Genomic DNA, 18,599 nt, shown 5'->3' with positions numbered 1-18,599 from the left:
GCATTAGTCCCACAAGACATTTCAGGGAGTACAGCCTCCAACAAGAAAAATGGACTGGTGGTCTATGATTGGGATGCCTTGCATACTGAGTTGAGAGCCACCACAACCGGTCTGATAAGCCTCGGATATCACGCAGCCACCTCCACAACTTCCGTCGGGTACAATTAAGCCCAGTTCACGAATTCCTGGTGGATACCTCAAATGGGCCAGATGGCATGTTAACGATTGATTAACATGCTTCTATGCTGGTAGTAGACAGGGTATTACATCCACCTTCAACATTGCTTGCCGGAGTTGTATATATTAGAATGAACTAATGTTCTTGCAATAACCCGTGTTGCACCAACAAAGACGGATAGTTGCTATGGATGCTATGGTTCATGCCGCCGGGCTATCTGGAGGAGCAGGTGCCGAGAAGTCCCTGCAATGCGCCGTCGACATCGATACCTCCACGGCACCACCTGCTAAGCAATTCGACCTGTTTCGAACCTGGTATCAAGGCGTTGCCGACACTGAACTTATGCAAGAACGGAGCCATTCGTTTCCAGCACATGAAACAGTGTGGGATCTGGGAACGTTGGCTGTCATGTTCCTCGAATTGCCTGGCAGTGGCTACCGCTGTCGCTGGCGGCATTTGAAAAACCCTTCGGTGGACAATTGGTATTTGAGCCTGCCCTTGTCCAAGGGCAGGCTTCCTGGAAGTTGGCAGGTCGTGAGAACGACCCTGCAATCTTTTGCAGAGCCCTACGAATGCGTGATGGAGAACGACGCCCTCCTTGCCGTTTTCCTGCCACGCGACCTGCCTTTCATCCAATCGTCCAGGATTGAAATACGTGAGGAGTCGAAAAGACTCCTGGCAGACTACATGCTTCTGCTGCACCGTTCCTTTTCCGATCTGAGGGCCGTGGATGTGTCGCACATTGCCACTGCCACCACCAATCTGCTGGCTGCGTGCGTGTCGCCATCACATGACCGCATCACCGAGGCGAAGCGTGTGATCGACGCCGTGATCGCCGAGCGCGCTGCCAAAATCATTGCACAAAGTTTGAATGATCAGTCCTTGGCATCCGACAGGCTTTGCCGCGCACTCGGTGTGTCCCGCTCTCGCCTCTACCGGATATTCGAACCGGCCGGAGGTGTTTCGAATTATATTCGCCACAAACGCCTGCTCAAGACACGCGATATACTTTCCGACAGCTTGGATGGGCGCCCGATCTCCGCCATTGCTGGGGATTGGGGCTTCACGGATCCATCGGCGTATAGCCGGATGTTCAGGAAGGAATTCGGCATTACGCCAAAGGAGGCACGCGTGGAAGGCTGGCAAGGCGCCCAGGCTACGAGCTCGCAGCAGATCAGCCAGCCTGACAGCAGGGCGCACACGCTGAGTAGTCTTCTGCTGCGAAACAGCTTTGGGCCCTAGACTGCGATGGCGCCGGCAAGGATGCCGTAGATTGCCGCGACCGCGCCAAGTGCGGCGACGACGAACATCCCCATCTCGGCGGGAGTAAACACCCTCTGCCCCCGCTCCTTCCGAGCCATGACGAAGAGGATCGTGCCCGGTCCGTAGATGACGGCCGAAAGCAGCAGGTGCTTGGCGCTGGCGGCATAGATGAGACCGGCCGTATAGATCAATGCTATCGCCGCCCTTGCGAAGTCGACACGCCGCGCTACGGGGTCGTTCTCGTAGCTCTCGCCGCCCCATGCGAGCTTGACCCCGTAAGCGGCGACAAGAAGATATGGGATGAGGATCATGGAACTGGTCAGCTCAAGAGCGAGCCTGAAGGCCTGTTGAGCAAAAAGCGTCAGGACCAGAAAAACCTGCACGACCGTATTGGTCAGCCAGAGCGCCCGCGACGGCACGCCATGCTTGTTTTTATACGCAAGAAAGCGCGGCATTGTCTGGTGATGTGATGCGGTGAACAGGATTTCAGCGGCCAGCAGCACCCAGGACAGATAGGCACCGGCAACGGAGATCAGCAGGCCGAAGCTGACGAACTTGGCGCCCCATGGCCCGACCACCGCTTCCAATACGCCGGCCATGGAGGGATTGCGCAGCGCTGTCAGTTCAGGACGAAGCATGATCCCGTAGGAGGGAATGGTGACCAGCACAAGCAGACAGAGCACGCCGAGAAAACCAAGGAGCGTCGCGACCCCGACATCCCCGCGGTTGCGTGCGTAACGCGAATAGACGCTCGCGCCTTCGATTCCGACAAAGACGAATACGGTCACCAACATGGTCCCGCGAACCTGGCTCGCGATGCTGCCAACGCTGATTTCTTCCCCGCCCCAGAAATTGGCCGTGAAGACATCGGCGCTGAAGCCGTAGATAACGAAGATGATAAAGAGAAAGATCGGAATGATCTTGGCGTAAGTGACAATGGTGTTGATCGCCGCCGCTTCCTTGACGCCCCGCAGGATCAGCGAATGTACGATCCACAGAAGCATCGAGGAAATGACGATCGCCGTGATGGTATTGCCATCGCCGAACACAGGAAAGAAAAGCCCCAGCGTCGACTTTATCAGCACGAAATAGGAAACGTTGCCGAGAACGGCGGCAGACCAGTAACCGAGGGCCGAGAGGAAGCCGAGATAGTTGCCAAAGCCGGCCTTGGCATAGGCATACACGCCCGCATCGAGGTCCGGCTTGCGAACCGACAAGGTCTGGAAGACGAAGGCCAACATCAGCATTCCGACGCCAGCGATGGCCCAAGCGATCATGGCCCCGAACGGACCGGTCTCGCGACCAAAAGCCTGCGGCAAAGAGAAGATGCCCGCGCCGACCATCGAACCGACGACCATAGCCGTCAGGGTCCATATCGAGAATTTTTGCTGAACGGTCGAGTTCATTGAATTTGGATCAACAATTCCTTGGCGGACGGCGGTCCAGCGGCCTCATTGTTACGCCTGCAACCTATCTCGAATCTGGCGCCCACGTGATTGGCATAAAATCCCACTAGTATACCTGACGTCCAAAACCTTTGCCTTGGCTCGTTTAACCGGTTGCCGATATTCGCATTTACTGCTTCTGATCAGACATAACCTTGCTGGACCGAGACGTGTCGGCGAGGCGTCTGATCGCGAACTCTGGTTCGCGCAGCCAGGAGAGCGGTTTATGACTTCAAACGAAAATCAGAAGCTTTCGCTGTTTGCGCTGACCAGCATGGTTGTGGGATCGATGGTCGGCGCGGGCATCTTCAATCTGCCTGGCCGGTTCGCGACTGCGACAGGTCCGTTCGGCGCAATCATCGCCTGGGCAATTGCGGGAACCGGCATGTACATGCTGGCGCGGGTGTTCCAGGCGTTGGCCGAGAAGAGGCCAGACATCGACTCGGGCGTCTTCGCCTATGCCAAGGCCGGCTTCGGCAACTACATGGGCTTCCTGTCCGCCTTCGGCTACTGGCTCGGTAGTTGCCTGGGCAACGTCTTCTATTGGGTGCTCATCGGCTCGACGCTGGGGCGGTTCTTTCCCGGGATCTTTGGGGACGGCAGCAGCGCCATCGCCATCATCGTCTCGTTGATCGGCATCTGGGCTTTCCACTTCATGATCCTGCGCGGCGTCGAGCAGGCGACCTTCATCAATACTGTCGTGACGATTGCCAAGATCGTGCCGATCCTGGTCTTCATCCTGCTCCTGATCTTCTTCTTTCATTTCGGGCAGTTCCGCGAGAATTTCTTCGGCGGCTTGGACATGCCGCCGAAGTCCCTGATCGCCCAGGTGCGCGACACAATGCTGATCACGGTCTTCGTCTTCCTCGGCATCGAGGGCGCCAGCGTCTATTCCCGCTTTGCCAAGGTGCGTTCCGACGTCGGTACGGCGACGATTCTCGGTTTCGTCGGCGTCACAGGCCTGATGGTAGCGGTCACGCTGCTGCCCTACGCGGCTCTGCCGCAATCGGCTGTCGCCGGTGTCCAGCAGCCGTCGATGGCCGGCGTTCTCGAAGCGGTCGTCGGTCACTGGGGTGCGGTCTTCATCTCGATCGGCGTTCTGATCTCGGTGCTCGGCGCCTATCTCGCCTGGTCCCTAATCTGCGCCGAGGTGCTGTTCGCGGCGGCGAAGTCGGAGGACATGCCAAGGCTCTTCGCAGCGCAGAATGGCAACAAGGTTCCCGCTAACGCACTCTGGCTCACCAACATCGTCGTATCGCTCTTCGTGATCTCCACCTACTGGTCGCGGGACGCGTTCAACTTCATGCTCGACATGACGAGCGTCACCGCGTTGCTGCCCTACCTGCTCGTGGCTGGCTACGGCATCCTGCTCGCTCGTAGCGGCGTTGGCTATGAAAAGACGCCGGATCAGCGCGGCCGCGACCAGATCTTCGCCTGGATCGCGGCGATTTACACGGTCTTCATGTTCGTCGCCGCCGGGCTCAAATACGTGCTGCTTGTTGCCGTCCTCTTCGCGCCCGGAACTATCCTCTACGTCTGGGCGCGGCGCGAGCAGAAATTGCAGCTGTTCACGCTCGCCGAACTCTTCGTGTTCGCCGTCACGCTCATCGCTGGCCTGATCGGAGCCTACGGGCTGCTGACGGGCGCCATCGCACCTTGAACAGAAAGAAGGAAGGTCATGACAAACAATACTTCATTCGGCGTTCATTCAGAGGTTGGTCAGTTGCGCAAGGTCATGGTGTGCGCTCCCGGCCGCGCCCACCAGCGGCTGACACCCAGCAATTGTGACGCACTCCTCTTCGACGACGTGCTCTGGGTAGACAATGCCAAGCGCGATCATTTCGACTTCATGACCAAGATGCGCGACAGGGGCGTCGAGGTGGTCGAGATGCACAATCTGCTCGCCGAGACGGTCGCCATTCCGGAAGCCAAGAAGTGGATCCTCGACCAGCAGATCGTACCGAACCAGGTCGGCCTCGGCCTCATCGACGAGGTCCGCTCCTATCTCGACGGCCTCTCTAATCGCGACCTCGCTGAAACACTGATCGGCGGGCTGTCGACCTTCGAATTCCCGGAAAGCATCGGCGGCGAACAACTGGCGCTGATCCGTGACGCGGCCGGCGTCAACGAATATCTGCTGCCGCCTTTGCCCAACACGCTCTACACCCGGGACACCACCTGCTGGATCTATGGCGGCGTGACGCTGAACGCCCTTTATTGGCCTGCGCGCCACGAGGAGACCATCCTCACCACATCGATATACAAGTTCCACCCGGACTTCGCCGGCAAGGTCAATGTCTGGTGGGGTGACCCGACCAGGGATTGGGGGCTTGCCACATTCGAGGGTGGGGACGTCATGCCTATCGGCAAGGGCAATGTGCTTATCGGCATGAGCGAGCGCACTTCGCGCCAGGCTATCAGCCAAGTGGCGGCGGCCCTGTTTGAGAAAGGAGTTGCCGAACGTGTGATCGTCGCCGCAATGCCTAAGCTGCGCGCGGCGATGCATCTCGACACGGTATTCACGTTTGCCGATCGTGACTGCGTGCTGATGTATCCGGACATCGTCAACGGCATTGACGCATTCTCCTATCGCCCTGACGGCAAGGGGGGCGTCGAACTCCACAAGGACAAAGGCAGTTTCATTGAGACGGTGCGTGACTCGCTTGGTCTCAAGAAGATGCGCGTCGTTGAAACCGGCGGCAACGACTACATGCGCGAGCGCACCCAGTGGGACAGCGGCGCCAACTTGGTTTGCGCCTCGCCTGGTGTCGTCTTTGCCTACGATCGCAACACATACACAAATACGCTGCTGCGCAAGGAAGGCATAGAAGTCATCACTATCTCAGGCGCGGAGCTCGGCCGTGGCCGAGGCGGGGGTCATTGCATGACATGTCCCATCATTCGTGATGCGGTCGACTATTGATAGCGATCCGGCCAGGCTCGGTACAGGCGGCCGGTCGGCCCCCCAAATAGTCTGAAGGCCATGCCTGCCGGACGGCCTCCAGCACATAAAGACCGTCTACCCCAGAATTGCTCATAGAGCGTTGGAGTCGCTCCCAATCCTTTAGGAACAATCGGCATTGTTTGGACGGAATGCTCGTTGTTGGCGAGCGGATGTAAATGTACCCAGGAGATGAAATCATGAGAAGTATTATATTTGTTTCTGCTTTGGCTCTGATGGCTGCGGGTTGTACTGCCACGGAACAGCGAACAGCAGGCACGGCGCTGGCAGGAGCCGGAACGGGTGCGGTCATCGGCGGCCTTGCAAACGGCAGTCGAGGTGCCCTTGTAGGCGCGGCGGTCGGTGGCGGCACAGGGGCTGTGGTCGGCGCTGCGACGGCACCGCGCGCGCATCATCGCGAATGCTGGGTTCGTGATCGCTGGGGCCACACGGTTCGCGATCGTCAGGGTCGACCCATCACAGAACGGTGCTAGGCGCGATGCGTAAGATCAGCTTTATTCAGCATGAATCGAGCTGGTAAAGCGATATCGATGAACATTGGTCTGGGCGCTGAGCAAGCTTCCGGACCAATTTCGGAGTTGTCTGTAACGTCATCCAGCCGGCCGGGAACAGACTATACCATGGCGAAGCGAACGCTCTTTGCGCCTACGTATATTCTGGCGGTTATCGCCGGCATATGGGCGCTGCAGGCCGCTGCCTCAATTTTCGCGCCAGTCGTGTGCGCTCTTTTCCTCATCGCGCTGGTGTGGCCATTGCAGCGCAACCTGCAGCGGCTTCTTCCAAAGCTGATCGCACTGGCGATAGTCGTCTGTGTCGTCGTCCTGGCATTCTTCGCCTTTGCATCGATCGCGAGTTGGGGTTTTGGCCGCATTGGCCGATCGGTCCTCGCCGACAGCGCCCGCTTTCAAGGACTCTACAGTCAACTCGCCGAGTGGTTGGAAGGGCACGGTGTCGTGATGGCCGGCGCCTGGGCCGAGCATTTCAATGTCGGCTGGTTCGTGCGGATAGCTCAAGGCGTGACCGCAAGGCTGAACACCGTGATCTCGTTCTGGATCGTTGTCGTCGTTTACGTGCTTCTGGGTCTTCTCGACGCTGAAGCGGCGGCTCGCAATGCTCGTGTAGCGCTGAGCGCCCAGGCGGCGGCCGCACTGATCAACGGCAGCAGTCAGACGGCATCGAAATGGCGACGTTACATGCTGGTTCGGACATTGATGAGCCTTGCGACCGGTTCGATGGTCTGGGCGCTTTCGGCGGCTTTCGGACTGCGGTTTGCCGCCGAGTGGGGCGTTATCGCCTTCACCTTGAACTATATTCCGTTTATCGGGCCGTTCGTCGCGACATTCTTGCCGACGCTTTACGCGCTCGCGCAGTTCGGATCGCCACAGGCCGCCGTCTCGATTTTTGCCGGCCTCAACATCATTCAGTTCGTCATCGGCAGCTACATAGAACCGCGGGTTGCCGGTTACGTGTTGGCGATGTCGCCTTTTGTGGTGCTGTTTTCGGTCTTTTTCTGGTCGTTTCTTTGGGGTGTGTTCGGCGCGTTCATAGGTGTGCCCATCACCATCGCGCTGGTTACTTTTTGCTCGCAATCGTCGGCGACCCTTTGGATCGCTCAGTTGCTTGGGTCCGCCGATCGGGGAAACGCGTGATTGCCGCCAGGAAATTCGATTGGCCGCGCCCCTAGCGACGTCCGGATCCCGCGCCCCGGACGAGGCCGATGATACAAACCGACAGGATGCCGCCAAGAAGGCCGGCAATGCCGACGCCAATCAGCACGCCGGGCGTGAGGGTGCCGCCACCACGAGCGGTGGCATCGATAGCATTTTCGACGTTGCCGACGAAGTTTGCCAAGGCGGGAATCCGACCGGCCAGCCCTGTCAGGGCCAGTCCCCCCACGACGCCAGCCGCCGCGACAGATTTCCAACCCAGCGCAGCCATGCGCCAAAACCAGGTCGTAGCGAAAGCTCCGCCCGCGCCGCAGATGGCTTCAATCAAAAGCAGGGCCGCTGTCTCAAGGCCGGACATGCTTGCATCGCCCACTTGCTATCCGGCCATCCATCGCCCTTGCCGACCAGCAGAGTTCCGATTCCGGGATGTTCCGTGACCGCGGTCAGGCGGTCGCGGCCGCGCCTTGGCCGGCCATCGCCGAAGCGCGTTGAAGCGCATCGCGCAGAACCTGCTCCTTCGTCTCATCCAGCGACGTCTTAAGCACCACACCGCCAAAGGCCTGGATCTCCTTGAGCACCTTGTCCGCTGTCATCTCGTGCGCGAGCACGAACAGGGCAGCGTCCCCAGGCTGGATGCTGGCTGACAGATCGCGCATGAACGCATCGTTGATACCCACGTCCGTCAAAGCGCCGCCAAGGGCTCCGGAGGTGGCGCCGACCGCAAGCCCGATCAGCGGATTCAGGAAGAGAACACCGATAAGCAAGCCCCAGAAGCTACCGGATACAGCGCCTGCCGCCGTCGTATTCACAAGTTGATTGAGCTTAATCGCACCCGCCTCGGTCTTCGTGGCAATAACCGCGTCGCCAAGTTTAATAACGTATTCCTTTTGAAGTCCTATGAGCCGTTGACGTACCTCTTCAGCCTTGGCCTCGTTTGGATAGACGATGACGATCAGATCGGACATGGGGCCCTCCTAGGCTAAGACTTTCCAAGGGGACGTAATACACATCCTAGAAGGTGAAAGATTGAGCCGGAAATCCGAATAGTGTGCAGCACGTCTCATTTTGCTTGCCTGTCCGACTGGCAAGCCTGCGGTCTCGACATTGGTTGTCGGCCGCTTCGTCCGTTGCGCTCGGCTTTGTCGCGACGAATTCTCGTCCGGGCCGCCCGAACTTCTCCTATGTGATCAGAGAGGCCGCGCTGCTGGTCGCGAGGGGTGGCTGATCCCGGTCATGCGGATCGACGGCCGTTCGCGACGTCCAGGACAAAATGAAACCCTACGCAAAAAGCTTGCCGCGCTTGAGAACCGTCGCGGCAGGACAGGAGCCAATGCCGCAAAGCGGTAACGGTCACGATGAAAATGGTTGGATCATCGGGTCGTATCCGTTGGCCGAAAGCCTGTAACGAGCCAGCCCAGGCCGTGAAGAACTAGGTCGATACCCACGAACGCCCCAATCAACCAAAGCCCGGTCGATGGCCATCCGATGAGTATCAAGAAGCCAGCCGCGAGACCGAACAGGCCGGAAACAAGCATCATCCATCGGTCGGTGGACAGGTAGCGCAGGCTCAAAGACATTCTTCCGAGCCCAGATATCACGAGCACGACACCGAGCACCCATGTGAGGATGATAGATCCCAGCACCGGCAAGCTGATGAGCAGGCAGCCAAAAACGACGTACAGGATGCCGAGCATCGTCTGCCAGAGAAAACCACGCCACCCGCCGGCCCAGATGGCGAGGGCGATCTCGACAAAGCCGGCGCATACGATCGCAATTCCCAGGACAAGCGCGCTGATCGTCGTGGCCAGCGCCAGATCGCCCAACACGAAGATCCCTGCCAGGATAAAGACGATTCCGATCGCCGAGTTCGTCCACGCAGATCGTCTGGGTTGCTGGGTCTCGGACAACTGCGTCATTCCCTTGCCTCCCTGAGTCATCTACGAATACGGTGGAAATCCACCACGCGGCCAGTACGGGCATTCAGCACTATTTCGAAAGTGCTGCCGCCAATGCGACGCGCGTGATAAACAAAATTGCGTCCCCGGCAGTCCACGCGACGCACGTCCCTGAAGCCTCTGCTCTGAATCAATCGCTGGCCTTGAGCGCAAGTAATCGCGCGGCCGTTGTTAAGGTTTGATCCGATATTTATATTTACGGTCACAGCTCCCGCTGGGGACACAGCGGCAAGAGGAATACCAAAGCCGAGTGCGGCACTTAACAGGGCAGCTAGTGCATATCTCCGCATATCTTTCGTCCTCTTTGGTGAATTAAGCCGACATCACGCGCATGCGAACACGTTGTCAATAATTCTGCATGGTGGCTCGGATATTTGGAGACACAATGCCTAGTTTCTGGATTCTTTGCATTTTATGCACTGCCGTCAGAGCGCGTGCGTTTTCGGTATTATTGTCGAAGCGCATCTCTTGGGATTAAAGCGTGTCGCGTCGAAACAGATTCAGGCGACTCGCTTTAAGTCTTTGTTTTGATGCATATCGTTGTCCCAGAACCGCTGCGCACTTCTGGGCGACATGCATTAACCGCTGGTTTGACGGATGGAGATTGTCATGGGTGCCATTGTTCCTGCCGCCGGCCGCGCCGAGGCACCAGGCGTCCAGAAACACTGCAATGCACGAGGAGCCGACGCGTATCTGGATCTCGAAAGCTGCGATGAAGTGCGCGACCGAACTGGATAGTCTTCATCAGTTTTCCTGAGGTGGGAGGCTCAACCGCCGGCGCATAGAGATGGCACAGCTCGGCCAACACCCCAGGACAGGCGTCCCTGTATGATGGTCAGCGTCCACTGACCGTTCGAATACGTCGTTCCTTCCGGTCCCTTGGAGGGCAGATCGACCTCGGCCGCGTCGTTGACGGATACAGAAGCGCGATCCCCGAGGAGACGCACTGCCAGACGCGTGCCGTCCTGGCACTCGTAGTGACTGACCGGGTAGGGATTGCCCACGCCGATCGACGTGCCAAACGCGGAATGCTTGAAGCTTACAATCATGATGGCGCTGATTGCCGCGATCGATAGATTTTTTAGCACAATAGTCCTCCCAACTGGCGCATCGACGTGGATGAAAACAGAGAACCATGTCTTCCCTGCGGACCTGCGACTTTCGGACCGAGATTCGTCGCATCGACCAGAACGCCGGACATGTATCAATTGATCGGCAAACGCCTTCGCGGAGATGCTCTTTGAACAGGCGGGATACTTCCGCTGGCTCACGCCAATGGCCCCGCCGGCCTTTGCCAGGCTCGCTTTTGCTCCCGTCCAAGCTTGCATTCAGCCGTTTCAACAAATCCCAGTAGGCTTCCTAGCACCAGCGAGCCCAGAGCGCACTCAGAAGGGCGAGATGCACTGCCGGCGTGGGCCATTGTAGGGCTGCCAGCTATTGTCCGAGACCCGGTAGGAGCGGTACCGCTGCGAGCACCAGTTCACATGGTTGTTCCAAGCGCTGTGATTGTGCTGGCGGGCAGCCGAGATCGCCATCCCGCCGAGCAGCATTCCGCCAATGAGGCCCGCGGCGACGGCGCCGCTATTGTTCCTCGAATGCCGGTGATGGCGTGGCGGACGCGAGGGCCGATAATGGGGCGGCCTGTGGTGCGGTGGCCGTACTCCATGTCCCGGTCGATGGCGGGAAGGCCTCCTTAGGTCGATGTTCGTGACCGTATCGGAAACCGACGGCCTTAGCGCTCCGACGGGCATTGCCCAGGTGGGGGCTGCCATGCTTGCGATGATCGCAGCGACGATGATGCGCCTCATATGCTTCTCCGTGGACTTCATCCCGCCGTGCGACCTGCTGCTGCGGATGGCATCAAAGCCAAGTAATTTAAGGCAGTACCTGGTTTTCTTGGAATATGCGGTGAATCCCAAACGTGGATCGAGCGTTTATTTCTTGCTTGCGGTATGAATGAGGCTAGTCGAACAGCATGTCTTTCCGCCAATGACGCCCGTCGCGACAGGCGCCACCAGTGTTGCTCGAATGCCGGTGGCGATGCGGGACGGAGGGCCAGTGGTATGGTAGCGGTGCGCCGGTCTTTAGCGAGCTAGCGACAGACCCTCTCGACGCCTCGCTTGGACGATAATCACCTCCTGGGGAGGCTCTCACCCTGCGGAAAATCACCGCCCGGAGCGGCCTCTTGGCGTCCCGGCGACAAAGGCGCGCCCAATGCCATGCGCGCTACCTTCAAATGGCCTGCCATGCAATCAACACATAGAGAACTCGCGATGAAATTCGATCTGAAATCGCCGCCCGGCAAGCCCCGGCCCAATGTCGCGTAAACTCCGAATAAATCGGAAGGCACATTCACTTTTTCTAGTGTCGATTTAGATTGTCGTGACATCGCAAATCCACCGAATTCGATGTCACAGAATTGAATAATAATCGAACGTGCAAGTTACAAGTTTGCAATATTAGTGAAAATAACTATACATATCGTCTTTATAAATACTATGGAATGAAAATGACAAAACTTTCATGATATGGCAATGATGCCGTAATGTAGGTTCTTCTAACCATCCTGGCCAAGGATGCTCAGTGCATCTCACTCAAAAGGATGGAACCCCATGAATATTGTCCCCAATTCGCATTCCGGAACTCGTCGGCGCCTGGCGGCGGCTGTAGTGTCGCTGAGCGCTGTAGGCGCTGTAGGCGTCGGAGCTGTTGTTTCCGGCACTGCCCCCGTGCTGGCCGACGCGGTGCATGTCCAGGCGCCGCAGATGCCGAGCTTCGCCGATGTCGTCGAGCAGGTTTCGCCGGCGGTCGTCAGCGTCAAGGTCAAGTCCACGGTCCAGCCGGTCGCCGACGACGGTTCCGACGATCAGGATGGTTTCGAGAACCTGCCCGACAACCGGCAGCAGGGCGGCTTCAAACATGGTGACGGCAAGCCGCGCCCGGTGGCACAGGGTTCAGGCTTCTTCATCTCGGAGGACGGATATCTCGTCACCAACAATCACGTCGTCTCGGAAGGCTCGTCCTTCACCATCGTCACCAGTGACGGTAAGGAACTCGACGCCAAGCTGGTCGGCACCGATCCGCGGACGGACCTGGCTGTGCTGAAGGTCGATGGCGGCGGCAAGTTCACCTATGTCGACTTCGCCGACGACTCCAAGATCCGCATCGGTGATTGGGTGGTGGCAGTCGGCAACCCGTTCGGCCTCGGCGGCACCGTCACTTCCGGCATTGTATCCGCTCGGGGCCGCGATATCGGCGCCGGCCCCTATGACGACTTCATCCAGATCGATGCTCCGGTCAATCATGGCAATTCGGGGGGCCCGACTTTCAATCTCAATGGCCAGGTGATCGGTATCAACACAGCCATCTTCTCGCCGTCGGGCGGCAGTGTCGGCATTGGTTTCGACATCCCGGCCTCGACCGCCAAGCAGGTCGTGGAAGACCTGATGAAGGAAGGCTCCATCAAGCGAGGTTGGCTCGGCGTCCAGATCCAGCCGGTCACCGCTGAAATTGCTGAATCCCTTGGTCTGAAATCCGACAAGGGCACACTGGTCTCGAACGCCCAGGACGCTGGTCCCGGCAACAAGGCAGGCATTGCCGCCGGTGACGTCATCACCCAGGTCGACGGCAAGGATGTCGCCTCGCCGAAGGAACTCGCCCGCACGATCGGCGCCTATGCGCCGGGAAAATCGGTCGATCTTACCGTATTTCGTGACGGCAAAAGCCGGACGATCAAGGTCGATCTCGGCACACTGCCGTCCAGCGACAAGCGGGCCTCCGGCGATGACGGCAAGCAGGTCGCGCCTGCCAAGGCCGACGCATTGGCCGATCTTGGCCTGACCATCACCAAGTCAGACGATGGCAAAGGACTGGTCGTCACCGATGTGGATCCCAACAGCGATGCGGCTGATCGTGGCATCCAGCCGGGCGATGTCATCACCGCCGTCAGTTCGGCCAAGGTGAACACCACTGATGACGTCTCCAAGGCCATGGCCGAGGCAGCCAAGGCTGGCCGCAAGGCCGTACTGATGCAGATCACCCGCGACGACTCGAGCCGGTTCGTCGCGCTGCCCGTGGGCAAGGCCTGACAGAAGGCGGCCTGGAGCCTGGCGGTTTCAGGGCGCCCGCCCCAAATGCCGCCGCGATAGCCGCGGAACATCCAGCAATTTCCCGCGGCGATGTCTGCCGCCAAGCCGCTGCGGGAACAAGGAGCCGAGCACGTCAGTCCGTCGTCGTGCCTCGCTCCTGGCGGCAGCGGGCTCCCTTACGCCCGCTGCCGTTTTCCGCCATTTACATCAGTGGCAAATCGACTGCGGCGTGAACCTAAACAGATGTCGGGGCTCGCGGTGTTTCTTCTGCTCACCATGTTCGTCAGCACGCCCACGCTCGGCACGGGCCGCACGACGAGACTCCAGGGAGTGGTCCATCTCGGCATACTCGCCATGTTCCTGCTGATTTCGGCCGTGCCCTGAAGCCCCAGCTAGCCGCCTCTGTCGGCCTGTGCTGCAACCTTGCTGGCAAGATGGGTTTTGAGGGCGGCGAGGTGCTGTCGCGACCAGTCCTTCACGCCCAACACCGCACTCCAGGCTTCCACATAGTCCTGCGGCGCGTAGACATGGCCGTAGCCGATCGGCGTGGTTGTCGCCACGGCCATATCGAGACCGAGCTGCAGCATGGTCACCACCGGGTACCAGCTCAGTTGCGGCGAGACGTCCGGCCCGCGCGGCGCCTTCATCCAATCCGGCTGCCGGTAGGCGTCGCGATAATCGAAGAATACGATCGGGTCGCTGGCATATTGCAGGTAGACGATCCTCAGCGGGCCCCAGGGCGTGTCGGGCGCCACCGCCGGGCCGCTTTGGTTCATGAACCGGACCAGGCTGCTATTGCGGAAGATCGGCAGCCACTGCGGCGAGCCGTTGTTGCGCGTATCGCTCACCGAGCGCCAGATGCGGCTTTCGAAGGGCGGGCCGCTCCAGAGTGCGCCGCTGATCGGATCGCTGAATATCTCGAACAGCCCGGCCGATCTTTCGGAGTTCATGGCGCCAAGGCTGAGCCCGTGCAGGTAAAGCCTCGGCCGCCACTGCTTCGGCAGGGTGGTCCAGTAGCCGTAGATTTCGAGGAACAGCGCCCGGGCCGTCTCGGCGCCGTATTCCGGCTGCGCCAGCAGCGACAGCGGACTGCTCAGATAGGAATATTGCGCGGCGACGCTGGCGACATCGCCGCGGCACAGATATTCGAGCGCATCCATCGAGGCCGGATCGATCCATCCGGTCCCGGTCGGCGTGATGACCACAAGCGTGGATTTGCTGAAGCCGCCCGCCCGCTTCAGCTCCTCCAGCGCGAGTTTCGCGCGGGCTTGCGCACTGTTCGCCGCTCCCAGCCCGACATAGACCCGGACCGGCTGTTGCGCCGGCCGGCCGGTGAAGGTCCCTATCTCGGCGGCGGCGGGACCGTCCGCGATGAACTCGCGGCCGGCGCGGCCGAGCTCGTCCCACCTGACCAGCGAGGCGGGGCTTCCGGTCCTGGAGGGTTCGCTCGGCTGCTGGCGCTCCGGTTCCATGAGTGCGTCGAACTTGGCGAACGAGGAATCGAGCGCGCCGAAGATCGCGCGGATCGCAACGTCGCTCACCAGCAACCAGATGAGCAGCACGGCGACAGCGGCGCCGGCGACATTCGCCAGGCGCCGGGGTATGTAGCGTCTCAGTGCCCCGGCGATGGCGCACACCAGCCAAGCGACAAGGCGCGCCAGCGCGAGCACGACGATGAAGGTGCAAATGGCCAGGGCGCAGACATTGACGGGATGAGCGCCATCGACAGCCGGCATGCCCATCACCGCGCGGATGGAGTTCTGCCACGCGCCGGATCGCCACAGTGCCACAACGGCAAGGCCGAGGCACGGGACCAGGATGATCGCCTTGGACAGCAAACGCGGCCGTGGCGGCAGTTCCGGAATCTCGAGATATTTCCACAGCCACCGCAAGGCGACGCCAAGGCTGTAGCCGATGGCGAAGCACGCGCCCGCCAGTACGCCTTGCGTCAGGTCGGTGCGGGGAACGAGCGTCGGCGTCAGGGCGGCTGCGAAGAACAGCATGCCGAGGGCCATGCCGACACCGGAGAGCGATCGCCAGATACTAAGGAAACGAGTAGTTGTCACTTGGGTGTTACGCCTCGAGTTGGGCCGCAGGATAACGTTGGCCTATGGTTTTTATATCTTCGGAGTCGCCCGTCCGCTATTGGCCCCCTAACCAGTCAGGCTCATGCCCTGGGTCAACATGCATCGACCCGTTTGCGGGATAAGACAGAGATACCACGCGCATTAAAAACTAGTGCTCCTCCCGGTCCCTAGGTTTGCCAGACCGTACCAGAGAATATGAAGGAAACGGGTTGCCGAACCCTCCGCTAACGTGTTGACTTCCAGTAGAAGACGTCGACCCTCCGGGCCGACCATTGTCGTTATCCGCCATTAGGCTACGAAGCGGTTCGCCAAGGCGATTCGAGGCGATGGTCTAGACACTCGCCGATCGCATCGTCTGCGGATGGCAGCTTTGCGCCTCCAACCCGCCGTTTAGCTCCAAACTGCGTGAGCTAGGAAGCAGACGTTGGACTAGCCCGGCCAAAGGCCCTGAAGCCATGTGGCACCGCAGCGCCGGCAATATTCGTGAACCGAGTGCTACGTTTACCCAGCGCGCTGCTTGAGTTCAGGAAAATCTGGTCTCTGCGCCAACCTTGGCCTCAGGAACATCCCCATCTACCGCCGCCTTCTCCGCCACCAGTCAAGTATCCGCAGGCTGTGTGCGCCAGTCATACTCTTGCCGGAACCCAAGGATGTCGCGCAGCTTCCGATTTGAGATCGGTCCCTCAAATACATCCAGGGCGCGTGTGACTGGTATGTTGGGTGCGTGCTTGCTGAGAAATTCCGCCGTCGGCATCTCGGCCACGATGTTGTCGTTGACTGCGTTGAATATCTGGAACCCCAAGCCGTCCTTCTCGATGCACAGATCGACGATCTGGCCAAGATCGCGCACGTCCATGTAGGTCCAGCCGTCGCGCCGCCGTTTCGAGGCGTCGGCCAGGAATTCCGGGAAGCGGCCATAATCCCGCGGTTCGACGACTCCGCCGATCCGCAGGGCATAGACGTCGGCTCCAGTACGGGAGGCGAAAGAGCGCGCAATCTTCTCGCCCAGCACTTTGGAGAGACCATAGCTGTCGGTCGGATCGACGTCATAGTCCTCGTCCACCGGAAACGATGTGAAATCGCGGTCGCCTTCGGCAAAGCACACACCGTACACCGTTTCGCTGGAAGCAGTGACGATCTTGCGGATGCCAAGCTTGGTGGCGGCTTCGATCACATTGTAGGTCGACTGCACATTGGCGGTGAACATGGCGTTATCCGGTCGCAGGAATATCCGCGGGATCGCCGCGAAATGGACCACTGCGTCGACCGGGCCGCGGCTCCTTCCGCCGAAGTATTCGTTGAACCCGAAATGCAGCGTCAGTGCATTGTAGGTCTCGCCAGCGTCCGCAAGATTGGTGATGACGGTGTCGACGCCCTGCACATCGAGCGGCGTCAGGTCGAGATTCAGAACCTGATGCCCGCGCTCGAGCAGGTAGGGTATGACGTGACGGCCGATCTTGCCGCTGCCGCCGGTGAAGATGATCCGCTTGCCCATGGCTTCCTCACAACGGATTTGTTTGATCGAGCAGTTCAATCCGCCCGGTCCGGCCTATTCAAAGATGCCGAAGCCTGGCACGGCGTGCTTGCGGACGCCTTCCATGTCGAGCTCGACGCCGATGCCGGGCACGTCAGGCACCACGATGTGGCCGTCTTCGACGATCGACTTCGCGCCGTCCGGAAGGCGCACGTAACTGTCCCACGCCTCCCGCTCTTCAAGCGCGTGCCACTCCAGCACGAGGAAGTTCGGAACGCTGGCGCAGACATGGCATGTCGCCATCGTGCCCAGCGGCGTCGACACCAGATGCGGCGCGAACGGCACATAGTACATCTCGGCGAGATTCGCGATCTTGCGGCTTTCCGCAAGGCCGCCGCATTTCGGCACGTCAGGCATGATGACGTCGGCGCCATAGTTCTGGAACAGTTCGCGGAAGCCCCAGCGCAGGTAGAGATTTTCGCCGACGCAGATCGGCGTCTTGGTCCGCATGCGGATCTGCTTCAGGGCCTCGACATTTTCCGCCGGGATCGGCTCTTCCAGCCAGAGAAGGTTGAACCGTTCCATCTCGGCCGCTATGCGGCTGGCGCTGAGCACGTCGTAGCGCGCGTGCAGGTCGATGCAGAGATCGACGTCGGGGCCGATCGCATCGCGGACCGCTGCAACACGCTCGACCATGAAGCGCAACTCGGCGCCGTTGATGGTATGGTTCACCGCGTCGAACTTCGCCGGGTGGCGCAGATTGTCGATGTCGAATTTCAGCGCCGTGAAGCCTTCCGCCACCATGCGGCGCGCGCGTGCCGCGCATCCCTGCGGCGATCCCGATTCCTCATCGCCGTCGCCGCAATCTGCATAGAGTCTTATCCGGTCGCGGAACTTGCCGCCGAACAAGCGATAAAGCGGCTGCCCGGCGGCTTTCGCCGCCACGTCCCAGAGCGCCATCTCCAGCCCGGTCAGCGCGATGAGAAAGACGCCGGCTTGCGCACCGGAAAACACATGGTCACGGCGAATCTTGTCCCAGCAATATTCGACATTGCGCGGATCTTGGCCGATCAGTTCCGACTTCAGTTCCGAAATCAGCCCGACGATTGCGGCGGCGCCTGCATCGGGATTTGCCTCGCCATAACCGGAGATGCCGGCGTCCGTATCGATGCGGATCAGGGTCGCCTTGCCGTGATAGGCGACGACCGCTGTCCTGATGTCCGTGATCTTCATCGAAACCTCCTCCCCGTGATGGCGCGCGGCGCCTTCAAATGCATATGGTCAGTTTAGGTCAACTTGTCCAATAAGCATACAAGATGGAAAGATGGGACGTAAACCCCCTTTGAACGATTTTGCGCGAATACACCTCGCAGCGGCAGGTATCATTGAATTACTTGGGAAATTCGTCACTCCGCGCCAATCGCCATAAATCCGCCGGGACCTACTTGTTAGACGAGTATATAAGCGTATAAATTGGACA

General features: G+C 59.6%; 17 protein-coding genes. 8 read left to right on the top strand and 9 right to left on the bottom strand.

The annotated features are described in order from the left end of the window. Nucleotides 1-364: 364 nt before the first annotated feature. Nucleotides 365-1,420, top strand: coding sequence for a helix-turn-helix domain-containing protein (locus tag LB545_RS15185; protein WP_140657544.1), 1,056 nt, complete (start codon nt 365-367; stop codon nt 1,418-1,420). On the opposite strand, the gene LB545_RS15180 is transcribed toward LB545_RS15185, so the two are convergent. Continuing rightward, nucleotides 1,417-2,847, bottom strand: coding sequence for a basic amino acid/polyamine antiporter (locus LB545_RS15180; protein ID WP_140657542.1), 1,431 nt, complete (start codon nt 2,845-2,847; stop codon nt 1,417-1,419). The genes LB545_RS15185 and LB545_RS15180 overlap by 4 nt on opposite strands. 265 nt (nt 2,848-3,112) lie before the next feature. Here LB545_RS15180 and LB545_RS15175 point away from each other — a divergent pair, with 265 nt between their 5' ends. The 4 genes from LB545_RS15175 to LB545_RS15165 all read left to right on the top strand — a co-directional run bounded on the left by LB545_RS15175 (nt 3,113) and on the right by LB545_RS15165 (nt 7,497). Next, a complete protein-coding gene (locus tag LB545_RS15175) occupies nt 3,113-4,546 on the top strand; it encodes a basic amino acid/polyamine antiporter (protein WP_140499399.1) in 1,434 nt (477 codons plus the stop codon). Between the two features lie 18 nt (nt 4,547-4,564). Continuing rightward, nucleotides 4,565-5,809 carry an arginine deiminase gene (locus LB545_RS15170; RefSeq protein ID WP_140559915.1) on the top strand — a complete coding sequence of 415 codons (1,245 nt, stop codon included), beginning with the start codon at nt 4,565-4,567 and terminating at the stop codon, nt 5,807-5,809. 197 nt (nt 5,810-6,006) lie between these two features. Next, the gene (locus LB545_RS31205; RefSeq protein WP_348641017.1) at nt 6,007-6,321 is read left to right on the top strand and encodes a YMGG-like glycine zipper-containing protein; all 315 of its coding nucleotides are present in this window, start codon (nt 6,007-6,009) and stop codon (nt 6,319-6,321) included. 147 nt (nt 6,322-6,468) lie between these two features. Further along, nucleotides 6,469-7,497 (top strand): AI-2E family transporter, encoded by a 1,029-nt coding sequence (locus LB545_RS15165; protein ID WP_411971085.1) that lies wholly within the window; start codon nt 6,469-6,471, stop codon nt 7,495-7,497. Between the two features lie 31 nt (nt 7,498-7,528). Here the strand turns inward: LB545_RS15165 and LB545_RS15160 are convergent, their stop codons facing one another. From LB545_RS15160 to LB545_RS15140, 5 genes are all read right to left on the bottom strand, one after another. Further along, on the bottom strand, nt 7,529-7,873 hold the full coding sequence (locus LB545_RS15160; RefSeq protein ID WP_224618819.1) for a hypothetical protein: 345 nt from the start codon (nt 7,871-7,873) through the stop codon (nt 7,529-7,531). A gap of 85 nt (nt 7,874-7,958) precedes the next feature. Then, entirely contained in the window at nt 7,959-8,480 is a 522-nt protein-coding gene (locus LB545_RS15155; RefSeq protein WP_140499392.1) for a DUF1269 domain-containing protein, read from the bottom strand. A gap of 405 nt (nt 8,481-8,885) precedes the next feature. Then, nucleotides 8,886-9,431 carry an HdeD family acid-resistance protein gene (locus LB545_RS15150; protein ID WP_224705371.1) on the bottom strand — a complete coding sequence of 182 codons (546 nt, stop codon included), beginning with the start codon at nt 9,429-9,431 and terminating at the stop codon, nt 8,886-8,888. An 806-nt stretch (nt 9,432-10,237) separates the two neighbouring features. After that, the gene (locus LB545_RS15145; protein WP_224655847.1) at nt 10,238-10,798 is read right to left on the bottom strand and encodes a hypothetical protein; all 561 of its coding nucleotides are present in this window, start codon (nt 10,796-10,798) and stop codon (nt 10,238-10,240) included. Between the two features lie 57 nt (nt 10,799-10,855). Then, nucleotides 10,856-11,005: a BA14K family protein gene (locus LB545_RS15140; protein ID WP_224618859.1), complete on the bottom strand. Its 150-nt coding sequence runs from the start codon at nt 11,003-11,005 to the stop codon at nt 10,856-10,858. Between the two features lie 166 nt (nt 11,006-11,171). Between LB545_RS15140 and LB545_RS15135 the strand changes: the two genes are divergently transcribed. The 3 genes from LB545_RS15135 (at nt 11,172) to LB545_RS15125 (ending at nt 13,942) form a co-directional block, all read left to right on the top strand. Further along, a complete protein-coding gene (locus LB545_RS15135; RefSeq protein WP_224618816.1) occupies nt 11,172-11,426 on the top strand; it encodes a hypothetical protein in 255 nt (84 codons plus the stop codon). Between the two features lie 656 nt (nt 11,427-12,082). Then, nucleotides 12,083-13,558 (top strand): Do family serine endopeptidase, encoded by a 1,476-nt coding sequence (locus tag LB545_RS15130; protein WP_140521321.1) that lies wholly within the window; start codon nt 12,083-12,085, stop codon nt 13,556-13,558. A 243-nt stretch (nt 13,559-13,801) separates the two neighbouring features. Then, nucleotides 13,802-13,942 carry a hypothetical protein gene (locus LB545_RS15125; protein WP_411909462.1) on the top strand — a complete coding sequence of 47 codons (141 nt, stop codon included), beginning with the start codon at nt 13,802-13,804 and terminating at the stop codon, nt 13,940-13,942. Nucleotides 13,943-13,950: 8 nt separating this feature from the next. On the opposite strand, the gene LB545_RS15120 is transcribed toward LB545_RS15125, so the two are convergent. The 3 genes from LB545_RS15120 to LB545_RS15110 form a co-directional block, all read right to left on the bottom strand. Next, entirely contained in the window at nt 13,951-15,573 is a 1,623-nt protein-coding gene (locus tag LB545_RS15120) for an alpha/beta hydrolase (protein ID WP_224705369.1), read from the bottom strand. A gap of 670 nt (nt 15,574-16,243) precedes the next feature. Then, nucleotides 16,244-17,140, bottom strand: a complete 897-nt coding sequence (locus LB545_RS15115) for an NAD-dependent epimerase/dehydratase family protein (protein ID WP_140521322.1) — start codon at nt 17,138-17,140, stop codon at nt 16,244-16,246. A gap of 54 nt (nt 17,141-17,194) precedes the next feature. Continuing rightward, nucleotides 17,195-18,352 (bottom strand): mandelate racemase/muconate lactonizing enzyme family protein, encoded by a 1,158-nt coding sequence (locus LB545_RS15110; RefSeq protein WP_140521323.1) that lies wholly within the window; start codon nt 18,350-18,352, stop codon nt 17,195-17,197. Between the last annotated feature and the right edge of the window lie 247 nt (nt 18,353-18,599).

Origin of the sequence: Mesorhizobium sp. BR1-1-6, assembly GCF_020165355.1 — a bacterium.
Taxonomy (GTDB): Bacteria; Pseudomonadota; Alphaproteobacteria; order Rhizobiales; family Rhizobiaceae; genus Mesorhizobium.
Note: the sequence above shows the minus strand (reverse complement) of the source record. Positions and strands in the feature narration are given on the sequence as shown.

Excerpts from the sequence above, each read along its gene's own strand:
- LB545_RS15185 (WP_140657544.1), top strand. The coding sequence starts at position 365 with ATGGATGCTATGGTTCATGCCGCCGGGCTATCTGGAGGAGCAGGTGCC.
- LB545_RS15180 (WP_140657542.1), bottom strand. The coding sequence starts at position 2,847 with ATGAACTCGACCGTTCAGCAAAAATTCTCGATATGGACCCTGACGGCT.
- LB545_RS15175 (WP_140499399.1), top strand. The coding sequence starts at position 3,113 with ATGACTTCAAACGAAAATCAGAAGCTTTCGCTGTTTGCGCTGACCAGC.
- LB545_RS15170 (WP_140559915.1), top strand. The coding sequence starts at position 4,565 with ATGACAAACAATACTTCATTCGGCGTTCATTCAGAGGTTGGTCAGTTG.
- LB545_RS31205 (WP_348641017.1), top strand. The coding sequence starts at position 6,007 with ATGTACCCAGGAGATGAAATCATGAGAAGTATTATATTTGTTTCTGCT.
- LB545_RS15165 (WP_411971085.1), top strand. The coding sequence starts at position 6,469 with ATGGCGAAGCGAACGCTCTTTGCGCCTACGTATATTCTGGCGGTTATC.
- LB545_RS15160 (WP_224618819.1), bottom strand. The coding sequence starts at position 7,873 with ATGTCCGGCCTTGAGACAGCGGCCCTGCTTTTGATTGAAGCCATCTGC.
- LB545_RS15155 (WP_140499392.1), bottom strand. The coding sequence starts at position 8,480 with ATGTCCGATCTGATCGTCATCGTCTATCCAAACGAGGCCAAGGCTGAA.
- LB545_RS15150 (WP_224705371.1), bottom strand. The coding sequence starts at position 9,431 with ATGACGCAGTTGTCCGAGACCCAGCAACCCAGACGATCTGCGTGGACG.
- LB545_RS15145 (WP_224655847.1), bottom strand. The coding sequence starts at position 10,798 with ATGCAAGCTTGGACGGGAGCAAAAGCGAGCCTGGCAAAGGCCGGCGGG.
- LB545_RS15140 (WP_224618859.1), bottom strand. The coding sequence starts at position 11,005 with ATGGCGATCTCGGCTGCCCGCCAGCACAATCACAGCGCTTGGAACAAC.
- LB545_RS15135 (WP_224618816.1), top strand. The coding sequence starts at position 11,172 with ATGTTCGTGACCGTATCGGAAACCGACGGCCTTAGCGCTCCGACGGGC.
- LB545_RS15130 (WP_140521321.1), top strand. The coding sequence starts at position 12,083 with ATGAATATTGTCCCCAATTCGCATTCCGGAACTCGTCGGCGCCTGGCG.
- LB545_RS15125 (WP_411909462.1), top strand. The coding sequence starts at position 13,802 with ATGTCGGGGCTCGCGGTGTTTCTTCTGCTCACCATGTTCGTCAGCACG.
- LB545_RS15120 (WP_224705369.1), bottom strand. The coding sequence starts at position 15,573 with ATGGCCCTCGGCATGCTGTTCTTCGCAGCCGCCCTGACGCCGACGCTC.
- LB545_RS15115 (WP_140521322.1), bottom strand. The coding sequence starts at position 17,140 with ATGGGCAAGCGGATCATCTTCACCGGCGGCAGCGGCAAGATCGGCCGT.
- LB545_RS15110 (WP_140521323.1), bottom strand. The coding sequence starts at position 18,352 with ATGAAGATCACGGACATCAGGACAGCGGTCGTCGCCTATCACGGCAAG.